Raw genomic sequence first — 15,006 nt, 5'->3', positions numbered from 1 at the left:
AATGGTATTCTATCTAAATGTTAAAATGTTAATTTTGAGTGATGGGTAAGAAACTATTCGTCTTGTTGGTAATATTAATGAGTTTATCGCTTGTTGGAATTATTTTTGTACAAGCCTATTTTATTAATAACACGTTTAAGAATGAAGAGGAGCAATTTACATTTAATGTAAAAAAAGCACTCACTTACACATCCGACAAAGTTGTAAAGCTAGAATATGAAAAATATGTTGATGAGTTAAAAAAATTATTAGCTCAAGGAACTGTTCCAGATTCAACAGATTTAAGAAGTATTTTAGTTTACAAGCAAAACGAAAGTGCCAATCAAATTATAGTATATAACACAGGAGTTTTAGAAGAAAATTTTAAAATCCCTTCGTTCATTGACATAGGTTTAGATAGTTTAACTTTTAGTAAGTATACAGGAATTACCACCAAGCAAGTATTTAAGAATACAGATTTGGATAATGATTTAGCTATAGCACCAGATGAAACAATAAATAGTATTTATTCTTTGAATAAATTACAAATGGCCACTTTTGAAGCTCAATATAGAGAGGAAGCTAAAAACACGCCAATTCATTTGCGAGTATCAAAAAGCACTATAAACGAATTACTTAGCAAAAAGCTGTTAGAAAACAATATCGACATAGATTTTGAATTTTCTATTTATCATAAAGATCTAGCTACAAAAGTGCAGTCGGATAATTTTGAATTGCAACAAGCTAAATTAGGTGTTCCAATATTTTTAGATAACAATGATGAAAGCGAATATACCTTGTATATTAATTTTCCTGAAAGAAATAAATTTATTTTGTCATCAATAATAGGCATGACACTGCTAGCAATAATATTTACAGTTATTATCATCATTGCATATTCAAGCGCGCTATATCAGTTAATAAAACAACGTCAAATATCACAGATTAAGACCGATTTTATTAATAATATGACCCATGAGTTTAAAACACCAATAGCAACTATAAATTTAGCTTTAGATGCTATTAGGAATCCTAAAATCATTAACGATCAAGATAAGGTAAAACGTTACTTAGGAATGATTAAAGATGAAAATAAACGAATGCATGCACAAGTTGAAAATGTGCTAAGAATATCTAAACTTGAAAAAAACGAACTAAATATTAGTAAAGAAAGAGTTAAGCTGCATGATTTAGTAACAGATGCTATAGCACATATTGAATTGATTGTAGAAAATAGAAATGGTTATGTTAAAACACATTTTGAAGCTCCAAATTGTGATGTGTTAGCCAATGAAACTCACTTTACTAACGTTATAGTAAATATGTTAGACAATGCTGTTAAGTATTCTAACGACGAACCTAAAATAGATATATATACAGAAAATGTTGGAAACAACATTTTATTAAAAATACAAGATCAAGGTAACGGAATGTCAAAATCCGTTCAAAAAAGGGTGTTCGAAAAATTTTATAGAGAGCACACAGGTGATGTACATAATGTAAAAGGTCATGGTTTAGGACTTGCATATGTAAAGAGAATAGTAGATGACCATCAAGGTTATGTATCAGTAGAAAGTGAAAAAGGAAAGGGTAGTACCTTTATAATAAAATTACCATTAATATCATAAAATAGTTATGGAAGAGCAAAACAAGAAAATACTTTTAGTAGAAGATGATCCAAATTTTGGAACAGTATTAAAAGACTATTTAAACATGAACGATTATGATGTTGTTCATGCTAAAAATGGTATGGAAGGATTTGAAAAATTTAAAAAAGACGATTACGATTTATGCATCTTAGACGTGATGATGCCGTATAAAGATGGCTTCACGTTAGCAAAAGAGATACGAGAAAAAAATACTGATGTTCCAATTATTTTCTTAACCGCTAAGGCAATGAAAGAAGATGTTTTGAAAGGGTATAAAGTTGGAGCCGACGATTATTTAAACAAACCTTTTGATAGTGAAGTGCTATTAATGAAAATAAAAGCAATCATACAACGTAAGGCTACTGATAGTGTTGCAGACAGTAAACAATTTGAGTTTCAAATAGGTAAGTTTCATTTAAACTCAAAACTTCGCTTTTTAAAATATAAAGATGGTGATCCAGTAAAATTATCACCTAAAGAAAATGAGTTATTGCGTTTATTGGCATTACATGAAAACGATTTAATGCCTCGCGAATTAGCTTTAACTAAAATATGGAGAGATGATAATTATTTTACGTCTAGAAGTATGGATGTGTATATTGCTAAGCTTCGTAAATATTTAAAAGTTGACGAAAATGTTGAAATTTTAAACATTCATGGAGAAGGATTTAGACTTGTAGTCAACCAAAATAATGCTTAGTAATTTTTTCAGGACGTGACACAAATAATAAAAAAGTCAACTTTAGTTAGTTGGCTTTTTTGTGTTTAGTATTTGTTTAGTATTTTTTAAGATCGTCAATAGCAAAGGCATTGTTGTAAGTTTTTTGGTTTATAGTATTACCCTCACTAGAATCGTAATCTACCAATAGTTTCCATTGGTTATTTTCTTTTATCATAATTACATGAAATTTACCATAATACGATTGCTCATTGGGTAAATCTTTATTTATTGTAAGTTTATAAATCCCACGCTCTGATGCTTTATTATCATTACAAATGCGTTCTACAAATCTAAATGAAATGGTTTGAAGAGTTTTGTTAGTTGCCCAACGAGAGGCATAGCCATTAATATAATCTTCTTTATTTCTAAGTAATTTTGAATTTCCACTAACCCTTACTAAATCTTTGGAGTGTAAACTTGCAAATAGATCATGATCAAAAGTTTCAAAAGCTTTAGTGAAATTTGACCATATTTGATTATTTATGGCTTTTAAACACTTATAATCTTGAGCTTGTAATTGATAGCTTATACAAAAGAAGAAAAGTAGAAATAATAGTTTAAACACTTTCATTTATTTTTGATTTTATTTCACCAATAATATAATCAATATCTGTTTGGTAATCAAACCATAATGCATCTTTATTCTTTTTAAACCAGGTTAGTTGGCGCTTTGCAAAGCGTCGTGTATTTTTTTTAATTTCAGACACAGCAAATTCTAAATCGTGTTCACCATTTAAATATCTAAATAATTCTTTATAGCCTACAGTGTTAAGAGCGTTTAAGTGTTTGTGCTTTTCAAGGTTTTTTACTTCATTTAATAAGCCTTCTTTCATCATTATATCAACACGTTGGTTTATGCGTTTATAAATAATGTCTCGTTCTGCAAATAAGCCAATAGATATAGTTTTAAAGTTTCGTGGTATTTTTTCTTTATTCAAAAAGGAGGAGTATGGTTTGCCAGTACCAATACAAATTTCTAAAGCTCTAATTACACGATGAGGATTTTTAATAGCAATAGTTTTATAAGCTTCAGAATCTAATTTATTTAATTGTTTTTGTAGTGCTTGTAAACCATCTTGTTTAAGCTTTTTGTTGAGTTGTTCTCGTATAGAAGTATCTACCTCTGGAAAATAGTCTAACCCTTTTGTAATAGCATCAACATACAATCCTGAGCCACCAACCATAATCACTATGTTATGTTTTTTAAATAAGGTGTTTAAGGTGTTTACAGCGTCTTTTTCAAAGGCACCAACACTGTAATTATCATGTATTGATTTATGATGAATAAAATGATGCTTAGCTTGGTTTAATTCTTCATTGGTAGGAGCAGCAGTACCAATGAACATTTCTTTAAAAAACTGCCTAGAATCGGCTGAAATAATTTCTGTATTAAAATGATTAGCCAATTTAATACTTAAAGAGGTTTTACCGATGGCAGTTGGACCTATAATTGAAATAAGATAATTATTCATTTAATTTATTTCCACAGCTATAGCAATACTCAGCATCATCACGGTGTTTTTCTTCCATGCAATATGGACATGCCTGTGTGTTAGTGTGTACATTATGTTTATTCATTCTAACAACTTCAGCCGAAACTATTCCAGTTGGCACCGCTAAAATGGCATAACCCATTAACATAATAAATGATGATATTAATTGACCTAAAGCAGAAACAGGAGCAATATCTCCATAACCTACAGTAGTAAGCGTTACGATAGCCCAATACACACTTCTCGGAATGCTTGTAAAGCCACTATCCTGACCGCTTTCTATGAGATACATAATGGTACCTAGAATAACGCATAAAATAAAAACAAACAAAATAAATACCGAAATTTTGGCGCGACTTGCTTTTAAAGCTCGTGTTAGATTAGTTGATTCACCAATGTATCTAGCTAATTTTAGAATTCTAAACACTCTTAATAACCGTAAGGCTCTTAAGGCTACAAGTGAGTGTGCACCACCAACTAAGAAAAATGATAAATACTTAGGGATAGTTGATAATAAATCGATGACTCCAAAAAAGCTAAAAATATATTTAAGAGGTTTTTTTACTGTGATAACTCTGGCAATATATTCTAACGAAAATAGTATTGTAATAACCCACTCTGCGGCATTTAAAAAGTCATGGTATTGTGAGTCTATACTTTGTATACTTTCTAGCATTACAAAAATGATGCTAGCAATGATAGTTATAAAAAGACCTATGTTAAAGACTCTTCCATAAGGTGTGTCGGCCTCATAAAGTATCTCATGAAGCTTATGTCTCCACTTACTATTTGTTTTTTCTTGAGTCAAGAATGTTATTTTTTTATAAATGTAGTAAAAGTTTAATTACTTTTTCTTGAGTGTTAGCAATGTATTTGTTTGTGTATTTATAATATTGCTTATAAACTCTTTTAAAGCAGGGTAGTATTCAGGTGCGTATCTGGTTTCATTTGTATTTATTTTTAAAGAAATATTTACTTTATTCCCAATTGTATTAATAGCAAAAGTATAATCACCAGTATTATTAGGTAGCTTTATTCTTTTGCTTTCTGGAAGCTCTGCTATTTCATAATTTTCTCCTAAATCTAATTGAAAATTATACATATAGATCATTTTATAACCGAAATCGATAGGGTAAGTTCTTTGTTGTAACTTAAATGGATTAGTTGAAATAAACTTATTTATAAAAGGGTTTAAGTACAATATATTAGACGATGTGTCTAAATCAGAAAAATTTATTTCATAAGATTCTTGAAATTTATCACTATTATTATTTTGATTTTTCACTTTATGTGAAATTACTTCAATGTCTAAATAATTGTTTTCAAAGTCTTCTAAATAATCTTCTGGATTAGTATAATATGCTTTTTTCTTATTTAAAGCAAAATATTCTGTGTATCTAGAATTAACGACTCCTTTTAAGGCTCCTTGGTCGTCAAATTTTAAATTTACTTGGTGTTGTATTATTGATGGTGTAGTTTTTGTTATATCAAGCCAAGAGCTTCCTTTTTTTAAATCTAAAAGCCTTCCATAGTCATTTAAACATCTAAAAGGAAGCTGTCCAAAAGTTAGGTAGCTATCAGTAGCATCTAGTAAAAATGTTTTATTATCTATTTCTACTTGTGTAATTAAGTAATTAAATTCTGATATTACAGGAAATAATTTAGTAGCAAAACCGTTGGCTCTAGTCGATAAAAGGATAGGTGTAGATTTGATATCGTTTTCAATAAAAAGATTGTGTAAAAGCAAATTTATTTGCGAAACATTTCCGGATTTGTTTTTTATTAAATCTTTTAAAGGAGCTTCTCTTAGTCTTAAATACTCTTCATTCCAAGTGTAATTTTTTTGTACAAAATCATATATTTTTTTTGCTTTATTTAATTGGTTAGGTTCATCAGTAATTGAAGTTCCAAGTAAATCTTTTATCAAATTCCCTTTTTTTAGCTGCCTACCTAAACTAGAGTAGCCTTTTAATTCTTTATCAACTTCTTTCCAAGTACGAGATATTCTATCTTTGCTACCATTAAAGCTTGTTACTGTTTTTAGCTCATAATCCATTTTTGATAGATAATTTTTACTTGAGGTCATATAATTTTCTTCAATAAAGGCAGGAATATCTTCCATTGCATAAATTGTGTTAACGCAATCTGCATAAGGCACACTAGCTGATTGCATTCCTGTAACCTTGCTATTTGCAGACAAACATTTTTTTTCGATAACACTTTCATTTTTTGAAAATGATAACCCTCCAACTAACTTGATATTGTACTCATAGTTACCAGGAATACTCGTATTATATTCACTATATAGTTTTGGAATGTCTTCTTGAAATTCCCACTCTTTATAGTTATACATAAATGGTGATTCTAATCTATAACTATATGTGATTACACTTCCTGAGGCAATTTTAGGTAATGTGAATTTTACAATTGTATTGTTTTTATCATAAACCTCTTTAAATACTTCATTATCTCTAATAGAAGTCTTTCTAATACTTCCATTTTCTAAATTATAGGTCTTAGCAACTATTTTACTTATCTTTTCTTCGCGCTTTTTGTCATCACTATTATATAAGTAAATTTCAACTGTTGATTCGTTTTCACCTTCTTTATTTAAAATCTTTACCTTTCTCTCAATTTCAGTAACTAACTTATAAGTTTCTTTATGCACATAACTATTCCCTTTTTCGTAAATAACTAAGGCATTTGCAGTAGTATCTTTGGCGTAAATGTTAGTTTGTAAATCACCCATAGTGACTTCGAAACTTGATGTGTTGAAATTACTTTGAGCATTTAATTGAATTAGAAATAGAATGCAGAGTAAGTTAAGAATTTGTTTCATGTTGATCATTTAGGTTAACGATTTTTAATTTATGTTGCTTTCTTCTTAAATAGGTTTGAATAATATGTTGAGCGTCTCTATTATGCTCCATTGGTGTAATAATGTTTTGTAATACATCCAAATTATTAATTTGGTAATTCAAATTATAAAACCCAACACCTTTAAACATACCATTTTCTATTAATACAGCACTACGTTCGTCAACAGCTCTACCACGATCTACAATAACCATACTTTGATTATTAAACTTGTAATAATTAACTATGCTTAATACTCTTTTGTTATAGTTTTCATAGTGTTCTTCATCAATACAAGCTCCTTGACATTGTTTGATTGTGTAATTAAAACAGTTACTACTCGTATAGTGTAATCCTGAAAGTTTTTGACATAAGTTGTGTTCATCTACCAATTTAGTAATAAAGCTTTTTGCACTGCGCATATTAGAAAACGTAATAATTGGTGTCCCCTTTCTATTAACGTGTGATACTTTTAAGTTTAAATATCCATTTTCATCAGTATAGCTATATAAACCGTGAGAAAAAATAGAGCGCTTTAAAGCGCTATTAAAAAATGGTTTGTTTCGCTTTATTTCTTCGCTTTCTTTAAGTAATGCCACAAGTTCGCTTCCTGTGTCTTCGTAGGTTACTGCAGCTACTTGCAATTGCATTTTTTTTGACTTTGGATTACTACTTGTAAAATGCTGATTAACACGTTTTCTAATGTTTTTACTTTTGCCAATATAAATAATATCACCATTTTTATTGTGCATATAATAGACGCCAGTTATTGAGGGAAGAGAATCAATAATATCCAACAGTTTAGGTTCCATCTGGTATTTTGGTTCTAACCTTATGGATTCCTTAATAATATTCTTCTCTAAATCTTTGGCAAGTAGCATTTTAAACAGCTTTACTGTTGCTTGTGCATCACCAGCAGCTCTATGTCTATCACTTACAGGAATGCCTAGGGATCTTGTTAATTTACCTAAGCTGTAAGAATCTTCATTTGGAATTAAATCTTTAGCTAATTCAACTGTACAAAGACTTTTTTTACTAAAATCAAAGCCTAATCGTCTAAACTCGGTACGCAATATGCGATAATCAAATTGCGCATTATGTGCTACTAAAATAGTGCCTTCGGTAATTTCGACAATACGTTTTGCTACTTCATAAAATTTAGGAGCATTTCGCAACATATTACTATTAATGCCAGTAAGGTTTACCACAAAAGGTTGAATTTCTCTTTCTGGGTTTATGAGAGAAATAAATTGATCAACAACCTCATGGCCATCAAACTTATAGATTGCAATTTCGGTAATACCTTCTTCGTTGTACTTTCCACCAGTAGTCTCTATGTCTAAGATTGAATATATAGTATTGCTTTTTTAATTAGAATAGTTACGAGTTCCAAATATACTACTTCCTATTCTTACCATGTTACTTCCACAATCTATAGCAAGTTTATAATCACCACTCATTCCCATGGAAACAGTTTGCAGTTTGCAGTTTGCAGTTTGCAGTATTTTTAATCTATCAAAAGAGGTTTTTAATAACTTGAATTCTTTTTCAATTTGATTTAGATCCTCAGTAAATGTTGCCATTCCCATCAAGCCAACTACTTTTATGTTTTTAAGTTCTGAAAAATCAGCAGAATTCAAAATGTCTTCTGCTTCATTTAAAGTCATTCCAAACTTAGACTCTTCACTGGCTATTTTAATTTGTAATAAGCAATTAATAATTCTATTGTGTTTTTTTGCTTGCTTGTTAATTTCTTTTAAGAGTTTAAAGTTATCAACCCCATGAATTAAAGATACGAACGAAGCCATGTATTTTACTTTATTTCGCTGAACATGGCCAATCATATGCCACTGTATATCTTTTGGCATTTGTTCATATTTCTCAACCATCTCCTGAATTTTATTTTCACCAAAAATACGTTGACCAGCATTATAGGCTTCCAAAAGGTTGCTTACAGGTTTGGTTTTAGATACAGCTACCAAGGTAACGTGTTCTGGAAGTTGAGATTTTATGTCGTTAAGATTGTTTTGAATACTCATGTTAAAATTCATAAATTGTTACACCACTGCGTAATTTTGGTTCAATGAAAGTGCTTTTAGGAGGCATTATTAAGTGTTCGTCGGCAATAGATTTTAACTCATCAATAGAAACAGGTACAAGACCAAAGCCAACTTTAAATTCGCCACTATCTACTTTACTTTTTATAGTTACTAAATCGCTTTTTCCATGCGAATAATCTAACCGTTTATCATTACGCATGTCTGAAATCCCTAAAATTGGCTGTAATATAGTTTTGTAAAGAATTTGTGTGTCTAAAGCATCTAAGGCATTGCTAATGTTGTAGTTTGCTTTTCTAAGATACAGCGAGTAAAATTCACCATCTAAATACATACTAAAATGATGCTTTTTTGATGGTTTATAAAGTATTGCTCCTCTATTTTCAATTCTAAACATTGCATCCAGCTTTATTAAAAAAGCCTCTTTACTCATTCCGTTTAAGTCTTTAACCAATCTATTAAATTCGTGAATAAGTAGCTCAGATTCTGGAATTAAATAACTCATAAAATAATTATAGGAGTTATTTAAACTTTGCTCTTCAAACTCTTTTGATAAAAGAACTGAAGAGGCAGATCTATGATGACCATCAGCGATATAAAGTCTATTTATTTTTGAAAACTCGGAGCTAATTACTTCAAGTTTTTCTGCATCATTAATAACCCATAAATAGTGTGTATCTCTATAGGTTGTGGTAAATTCGTACTCAGGACGTTCTTTTTGAGTGTCACTAATAATTGAAGATAGTTTGTCATTATCAGGATAGGTAAGTAGAACAGGTTCGGCATTGAAGCCTACTGTTTTTAAATATTCTTTAAATACTACTTCTCTATACTCGATGGTGTCTTCATGTTTTTTTATAACATCTTTTTCGTAATCATCTATACTGGCTGCAGCAACGATGCCATTAAACTCATTCCCTTCACGATTTACAATTTTATATACATAAAAAGATGGTAAGTTATCTTGCATAAAAATAGCATCTTCTTTAAACTCTAAATACCTATTTTTAACGAGTTTATAGCGATCTTCTCCTTTCAACTCCAAATCATATTTATATCCTGGGTTTACAATATGTAAAAACGAAAACGGATTATAATCTAATCTTGCTTCACGTTCGGCTTGTGTATAGGTTTGGTATGAACGTGAAGCCACAAGACTTACTTTATCTCGTGTAGGACGAACTGCTTTAAAAGGAATTATGCTAGCCAAAATAGTTTACGAAAATTGTTTAGCTACTTTTTCGGCTTTTCTACTTTCAGAATAATCATAAAACCCCTCACCAGATTTTATGCCTAATTTTCCTGCACGTACCATATTTACTAATAGTGGGCAAGGTGCATATTTTGGATTTTTAAACCCGTCGTACATTACATTAAGAATCGAAAAACATACATCTAAGCCAATAAAATCGGCTAGTTGTAAGGGTCCCATTGGATGCGCCATTCCAAGTTTCATTACGGTATCAATTTCTTGCACGCCTGCAACACCATTGTATAGTGTTTCAATAGATTCGTTAAGCATTGGCATTAAAATTCTGTTAGCCACAAAACCTGGATAATCATTTACTTCAACAGGAATTTTACCTAGCGTAGTTGACATATCCATAATTAGCTTCGTGACTTCATCGCTAGTATTATAACCACGAATTATTTCTACCAATTTCATGATTGGTACAGGATTCATAAAGTGCATACCAATGACCATGTCTGGTCTTGAAGTTACAGCTGCAATTTGTGTGATTGAAATTGAGGATGTATTGGTTGCAAGTATGGTGTCTTCAGGACAAGCTTCATCTAGCTGCTTAAATATATTTAGTTTTAAATCAATATTTTCGGTAGCAGCTTCAACTACTAAACTAGCATATTCAACACCTTCATTGATGCTTGTATAGGTTGTAATATTAGAGAGCGTTTCTTCTTTTTGCGCTTCAGTAATTCTTTCTTTAGCGACCATTCTGTCTAAATTCTTGGTAATAGTATCTATTCCTTTTTTTAGAGCAGCATCGCTTATATCTATTAATTGTACTTTAAATCCGCTTTGTGCAAATGTATGAGCAATACCATTTCCCATGGTTCCAGCTCCAATGACTGCAACATTTTTCATTAATCTATCTATTTTTGGTTAAAACAATTTATTATTTGTGTAGCTACACGTAACGCTTCGGTTCCGTCATTCAATGTTACAACAGGTGTGGTGTTGGTGTTAATAGCGTGAGCAAAAGTTTCAAGCTCGTCTAAGATGGCATTATTGTTAGAAATTTGAGGATTGTCAAAATAGATTTGCTTTTTTATACCTTCAGCGTTTTGAAGTATCATATCGAAATCTCCTGGATTTTCAGGTGCATCTTTCATTTTTACGACTTCACATTTCTTTTCTAAAAAATCTACTGAAATATAAGCGTCCTTTTGAAAAAATCGAGATTTTCTCATGTTTTTTAATGATATTCTACTAGCTGTAAGGTTTGCCACACAACCATTTTCAAATTCAATTCTAGCATTAGCAATATCTGGTGTTTCACTAATAACAGAGACACCACTTGCAGACACATGCTTCACTTTAGAATTTACAACGCTAAGAATAATATCAATATCATGAATCATTAAATCTAACACCACAGGAACATCAGTTCCTCGAGGATTGAATTCTGCTAAACGATGTGTTTCAATAAACATTGGGTTTATTATTTGATCTTTAACTCCTATAAACGCAGGATTAAATCGCTCTACGTGCCCAACTTGACCTCTTAAGTTATGTTTAGCTAAAAGTTCACGAATATCTTCGGCTTCTTCAACTGTATTCGTAATGGGTTTTTCAATAAACACATGCTTGCCATTAGCAATGGCTTTAAGTGCACAATCGTAATGTGATAGTGTAGGCGTTACAATATCTACCATGTCAACAGCTTCTATTAGTGCATCAATAGAATTGAAGTATTTGTAACCAAATTCAGCCTCAACATTTTTTGCATTGGTTTCATCTGCATCGTAAAAACCTACAAGTTCATATTTGTCAGATTGATTTAAAAGTCGTAAATGAATTTTTCCAAGGTGGCCTGCACCAAGTACACCAGCTTTTAGCATGTTTATCGTTTTCAACAAAAATAAGATTTTTTATGCTTTTTTTGGACTGATTTTTTATTTAAAATTTAATGTAAATCTTGTTTTTTATCATTAAGATTTTGGCTAATTTTAGCAAGCTAATTAACAACTCTTGAAAGATACATTTAAGCATAAAGGACTCCGACAAAAACTAGTAGAAATAGTAAAATCTAAAGGCATAAAAGACGAAAATGTGCTTGAAGCTATTGGAAACATACCGAGGCATTTATTTATGGACTCTGGATTTTTAGATCATGCATATCAAGATAAAGCGTTTCCTATTGCTGCCGACCAAACTATTTCGCAACCTTATACAGTAGCGTTTCAAACGGAGTTATTGCACGTAAAAAAAGGAGATAAAATTCTAGAAATTGGTACTGGAAGTGGGTACCAAGCCGCTGTACTTTGTGAGTTGGGCGCTAAAGTGTATAGTATTGAACGCCAGCAAGAACTTTTTAAAAAAACAAGTAAGTTTTTACCAAAATTAGGATACAGGCCAAAAAAACTCATTTTTGGCGATGGTTATAAAGGTTTACCTGAAGAAGCTCCTTTTGATGGTATTATTGTTACTGCTGGAGCACCTTTTGTGCCTAAGCCTTTGTTGGCTCAATTAAAAATAGGAGGAAGGTTAGTAATTCCTGTTGGAGACGATGTACAAATAATGACCTTGTTTATTAGAAAAGGTGCTAAAGAATTTGAAAAGCATGAATTAGGTGATTTTAGATTTGTACCGCTTTTGGAAGATAAAAATTAAATTAAAAAGTTTTTACCATTTTGTAATCATCCATTACAAAACCATTACCAATATCGATAACAAAAGCTTCAACATTTTTAAAACCTATTTTTTCATAGGCTTTAATAGCGTCTTTGTTATTTTTGTTTACTGTTAATGATATAGTTTTGCATTGGTGTTCTTTGGCTTTTTCTTCGATAAAATTAAAAGCTGTCTTTCCTATTTTTTTTCCTCTATAATCTTTTAAAAGATAAATTTTACTTAAAAATAAATCGTCATTATTTTTTTTAATAGATAGGTAGCCAACATTTTCATTTTCGTACTTAATAATATAGTATTGGTAACCTTCTTTAGCTTGTTGTTGCATGGCTTCAGACGTTTGAAACTTGGCAATCATATATTCTACTTGAGCTTTTCCAATAATAGATGTATAATGTTCATGCCAAACTATACTAGCTAGTTTGGCAATTACATTAAAATGTTCTTTAGATATTGCTAAAACAAAGTCTGTCATTAATTTTTAAATGCTGAAGTTAACGCAGATGCTCCTCCAACAATTGGTAGCGTTAATGAGGTTTCGTCTAACTTAATTGTAAGTTCAGTTCCTGGTTCTGGTTGTAATGTAAATTCTTTATCACTTGAAAAAATCATTAAACCTATTTGCTGTCCTTTTTTAATGACTTGGTCATCAGGGTTTAAATCAAAAGTAATTGTATAAAACTTTCCTTTTTCTAAAGGTTCACTTTCTCTGATAGATTTATGATTTTGAGGGTCTGCCCAACCGCGATTAATGATGTTATCGGTTATTTTAGCTCTTCTTCCTTCTTGCCAAGGTAGTGATACCAACCATATAGATAAGTTTGCTGCTGGTTTGTTGCTTGACAACGTTACTGTGATTTTTGGAACTCCAGAAATGTGTACATCTTTAGTTAGCTTAGGCGTCACATATAATAAACGGTGATTAGTAATATCTGCTTGTGCTAAACCAGAACCAGTAAAAGAATAATTATCTACTAAAGTTTCGCTTTTGTTAGTAGTGATCTTTTTGGTGCTTAAACCTCCTTTTTTAGGTGCACCAGGACTTAAGTATAAACTTACATTTGAAGCGTTTGGGTTTGGATAATCTTCATAAGCGGTTGGTTTGTCTCTAGGGTCATCTTCACGAACTATCCATGCACGAGCATCGTTTTCAACACCATTGTTTACACCATGGAGGTAACGTGTAAACCAACGATTCATCATAGTTATAGGTGGTGGACCTCCATGACCGTTTTGATGGTAAAATATCTGCGTTGGTAAGCCCATTTCTTTAGCTCTTTTGTAAATTCTGTAGCTATGTTCAGGCATTACATTCCAATCGTTAAAACCGTGCGACATTAACAATGCGGCTTTCATTGGTGCCATATCATTTAAATAATCACGTCCTGCCCAAAAATCATTATAATCGCCAGTTTCTCTATCCATACCATTTTTCATTTCGGTATCTCTCACCATGGCATTGCTATATTCTCTTTTAGATTTGAATAGTTGATTAGGTAGATTTGCATCGTTAACCTTAGTGTTTTTCATAGGCGTAAGTGGTTCTTCACCACCACTATGAATAAAGTCGTAAAGCACATCAATATCTTCTCCAAGATAACCACCAGGAGAACGTACCAATCCGTTGGAACGATAATAGTGATAATACGATGTGTTAGGAGCAATTGGAATAATGGCTTCTAAACCTTCAACGCCAGTTGTAGCAGCAGCTAAAGGGATAGTTCCGTTATACGAAGTACCAGTCATTCCTACTTTTCCTGTGGACCAATAGGCTTTAACTGTTTCGTTACCATAAGGTGTGGTGTATCCTTTTGCGCGACCACATAGCCATTCTACAACTGCTTTTGGTGCCAAACTTTCATTATCACCACCAACGGTTGGTGAGCCTTGCGATAATCCTGTTCCTGGTGAAGATGAGTGTACAACAATATAGCCTCTAGGAACCCATGTTTTTATTTGGGAATTAGAAATAATAGGGCGCTTTCCTGTTCTCGTTACTTCTGGATGTATTCGTGGTTTTGGAGTTTCTCCTAATTCTTGTTTTACATTCCAAAAGGTGCCTTCGCTAAAGCCAGCAGTTCCTGCATAATAAGGACTAGATTCATAAACTACAGGTAATTTTAAACCTTCTGTTTCGGTTTGTTTTGGTCTTGTTACAGCCACATGCATTCTGTCTAGTTTGCCATCGCCATCTGTGTCAAATGAGGTTTCTACCCAAAGGTCATGACGTATCCATTCATCAGGATTGTTAAAAGCTTCCACAATTTGTGCTTCGCCATCTTTAATAATTGGCTTCACTTTTTCTTGTGCAAAAGCTGTAAAAACAACTGATAGCATTAATAAAAAGGCATATAAATTTTTATTAAAAGTCAATTTCATT

Annotated in this window: 14 protein-coding genes; 3 read left to right on the top strand and 11 right to left on the bottom strand. The window is 31.5% G+C overall.

The window, feature by feature from the left end; translation table 11 throughout:
- Positions 1-41: 41 nt before the first annotated feature.
- Entirely contained in the window at positions 42-1,607 is a 1,566-nt protein-coding gene (locus tag E5167_RS09445) for a sensor histidine kinase (protein WP_136843393.1), read from the top strand.
- A gap of 7 nt (positions 1,608-1,614) precedes the next feature.
- Positions 1,615-2,328: a response regulator transcription factor gene (locus E5167_RS09440; protein WP_136843391.1), complete on the top strand. Its 714-nt coding sequence runs from the start codon at positions 1,615-1,617 to the stop codon at positions 2,326-2,328.
- 76 nt (positions 2,329-2,404) lie between these two features.
- Here E5167_RS09440 and E5167_RS09435 read toward each other — a convergent pair whose 3' ends face one another.
- The 9 genes from E5167_RS09435 to E5167_RS09395 are packed head-to-tail and all read right to left on the bottom strand — an operon-like array spanning position 2,405 to position 11,836.
- A complete protein-coding gene (locus E5167_RS09435; protein ID WP_136843389.1) occupies positions 2,405-2,920 on the bottom strand; it encodes a nuclear transport factor 2 family protein in 516 nt (171 codons plus the stop codon).
- Complete coding sequence (miaA, locus tag E5167_RS09430) at positions 2,907-3,821, bottom strand: tRNA (adenosine(37)-N6)-dimethylallyltransferase MiaA (RefSeq protein WP_136843387.1); 915 nt, start codon at positions 3,819-3,821, stop codon at positions 2,907-2,909. Before miaA ends, E5167_RS09435 begins: the two co-directional genes overlap by 14 nt.
- The gene (locus tag E5167_RS09425; RefSeq protein ID WP_136843385.1) at positions 3,814-4,650 is read right to left on the bottom strand and encodes an ion transporter; all 837 of its coding nucleotides are present in this window, start codon (positions 4,648-4,650) and stop codon (positions 3,814-3,816) included. Before E5167_RS09425 ends, miaA begins: the two co-directional genes overlap by 8 nt.
- A gap of 36 nt (positions 4,651-4,686) precedes the next feature.
- The gene (locus E5167_RS09420; protein WP_169301408.1) at positions 4,687-6,681 is read right to left on the bottom strand and encodes a DUF3857 domain-containing protein; all 1,995 of its coding nucleotides are present in this window, start codon (positions 6,679-6,681) and stop codon (positions 4,687-4,689) included.
- Positions 6,665-8,053, bottom strand: coding sequence for an exonuclease domain-containing protein (locus E5167_RS09415; RefSeq protein ID WP_136843382.1), 1,389 nt, complete (start codon positions 8,051-8,053; stop codon positions 6,665-6,667). Before E5167_RS09415 ends, E5167_RS09420 begins: the two co-directional genes overlap by 17 nt.
- Positions 8,054-8,065: 12 nt before the next feature.
- Positions 8,066-8,737 (bottom strand): YggS family pyridoxal phosphate-dependent enzyme, encoded by a 672-nt coding sequence (locus E5167_RS09410; RefSeq protein WP_136843533.1) that lies wholly within the window; start codon positions 8,735-8,737, stop codon positions 8,066-8,068.
- A gap of 1 nt (position 8,738) precedes the next feature.
- Positions 8,739-9,965 carry a DUF1015 domain-containing protein gene (locus E5167_RS09405; RefSeq protein WP_136843380.1) on the bottom strand — a complete coding sequence of 409 codons (1,227 nt, stop codon included), beginning with the start codon at positions 9,963-9,965 and terminating at the stop codon, positions 8,739-8,741.
- Between the two features lie 6 nt (positions 9,966-9,971).
- Complete coding sequence (locus E5167_RS09400) at positions 9,972-10,859, bottom strand: 3-hydroxyacyl-CoA dehydrogenase family protein (RefSeq protein WP_136843378.1); 888 nt, start codon at positions 10,857-10,859, stop codon at positions 9,972-9,974.
- An 8-nt stretch (positions 10,860-10,867) separates the two neighbouring features.
- Entirely contained in the window at positions 10,868-11,836 is a 969-nt protein-coding gene (locus E5167_RS09395) for a Gfo/Idh/MocA family oxidoreductase (RefSeq protein ID WP_136843531.1), read from the bottom strand.
- Between the two features lie 130 nt (positions 11,837-11,966).
- Here E5167_RS09395 and E5167_RS09390 point away from each other — a divergent pair, with 130 nt between their 5' ends.
- Positions 11,967-12,608 carry a protein-L-isoaspartate(D-aspartate) O-methyltransferase gene (locus E5167_RS09390; RefSeq protein WP_136843376.1) on the top strand — a complete coding sequence of 214 codons (642 nt, stop codon included), beginning with the start codon at positions 11,967-11,969 and terminating at the stop codon, positions 12,606-12,608.
- A 1-nt stretch (position 12,609) separates the two neighbouring features.
- Here the strand turns inward: E5167_RS09390 and E5167_RS09385 are convergent, their stop codons facing one another.
- Both E5167_RS09385 and E5167_RS09380 read right to left on the bottom strand, forming a co-directional pair.
- Positions 12,610-13,101, bottom strand: a complete 492-nt coding sequence (locus E5167_RS09385) for a GNAT family N-acetyltransferase (RefSeq protein WP_136843374.1) — start codon at positions 13,099-13,101, stop codon at positions 12,610-12,612.
- Positions 13,101-15,005: a Xaa-Pro dipeptidyl-peptidase gene (locus E5167_RS09380; protein ID WP_136843373.1), complete on the bottom strand. Its 1,905-nt coding sequence runs from the start codon at positions 15,003-15,005 to the stop codon at positions 13,101-13,103. Before E5167_RS09380 ends, E5167_RS09385 begins: the two co-directional genes overlap by 1 nt.
- Position 15,006: the final 1 nt, after the last annotated feature.

Source organism: Pontimicrobium aquaticum, assembly GCF_005047595.1.
In the GTDB taxonomy this organism is placed as follows: domain Bacteria; phylum Bacteroidota; class Bacteroidia; order Flavobacteriales; family Flavobacteriaceae; genus Pontimicrobium; species Pontimicrobium aquaticum.
This window is presented reverse-complemented; position numbering and strand designations above follow the sequence as displayed.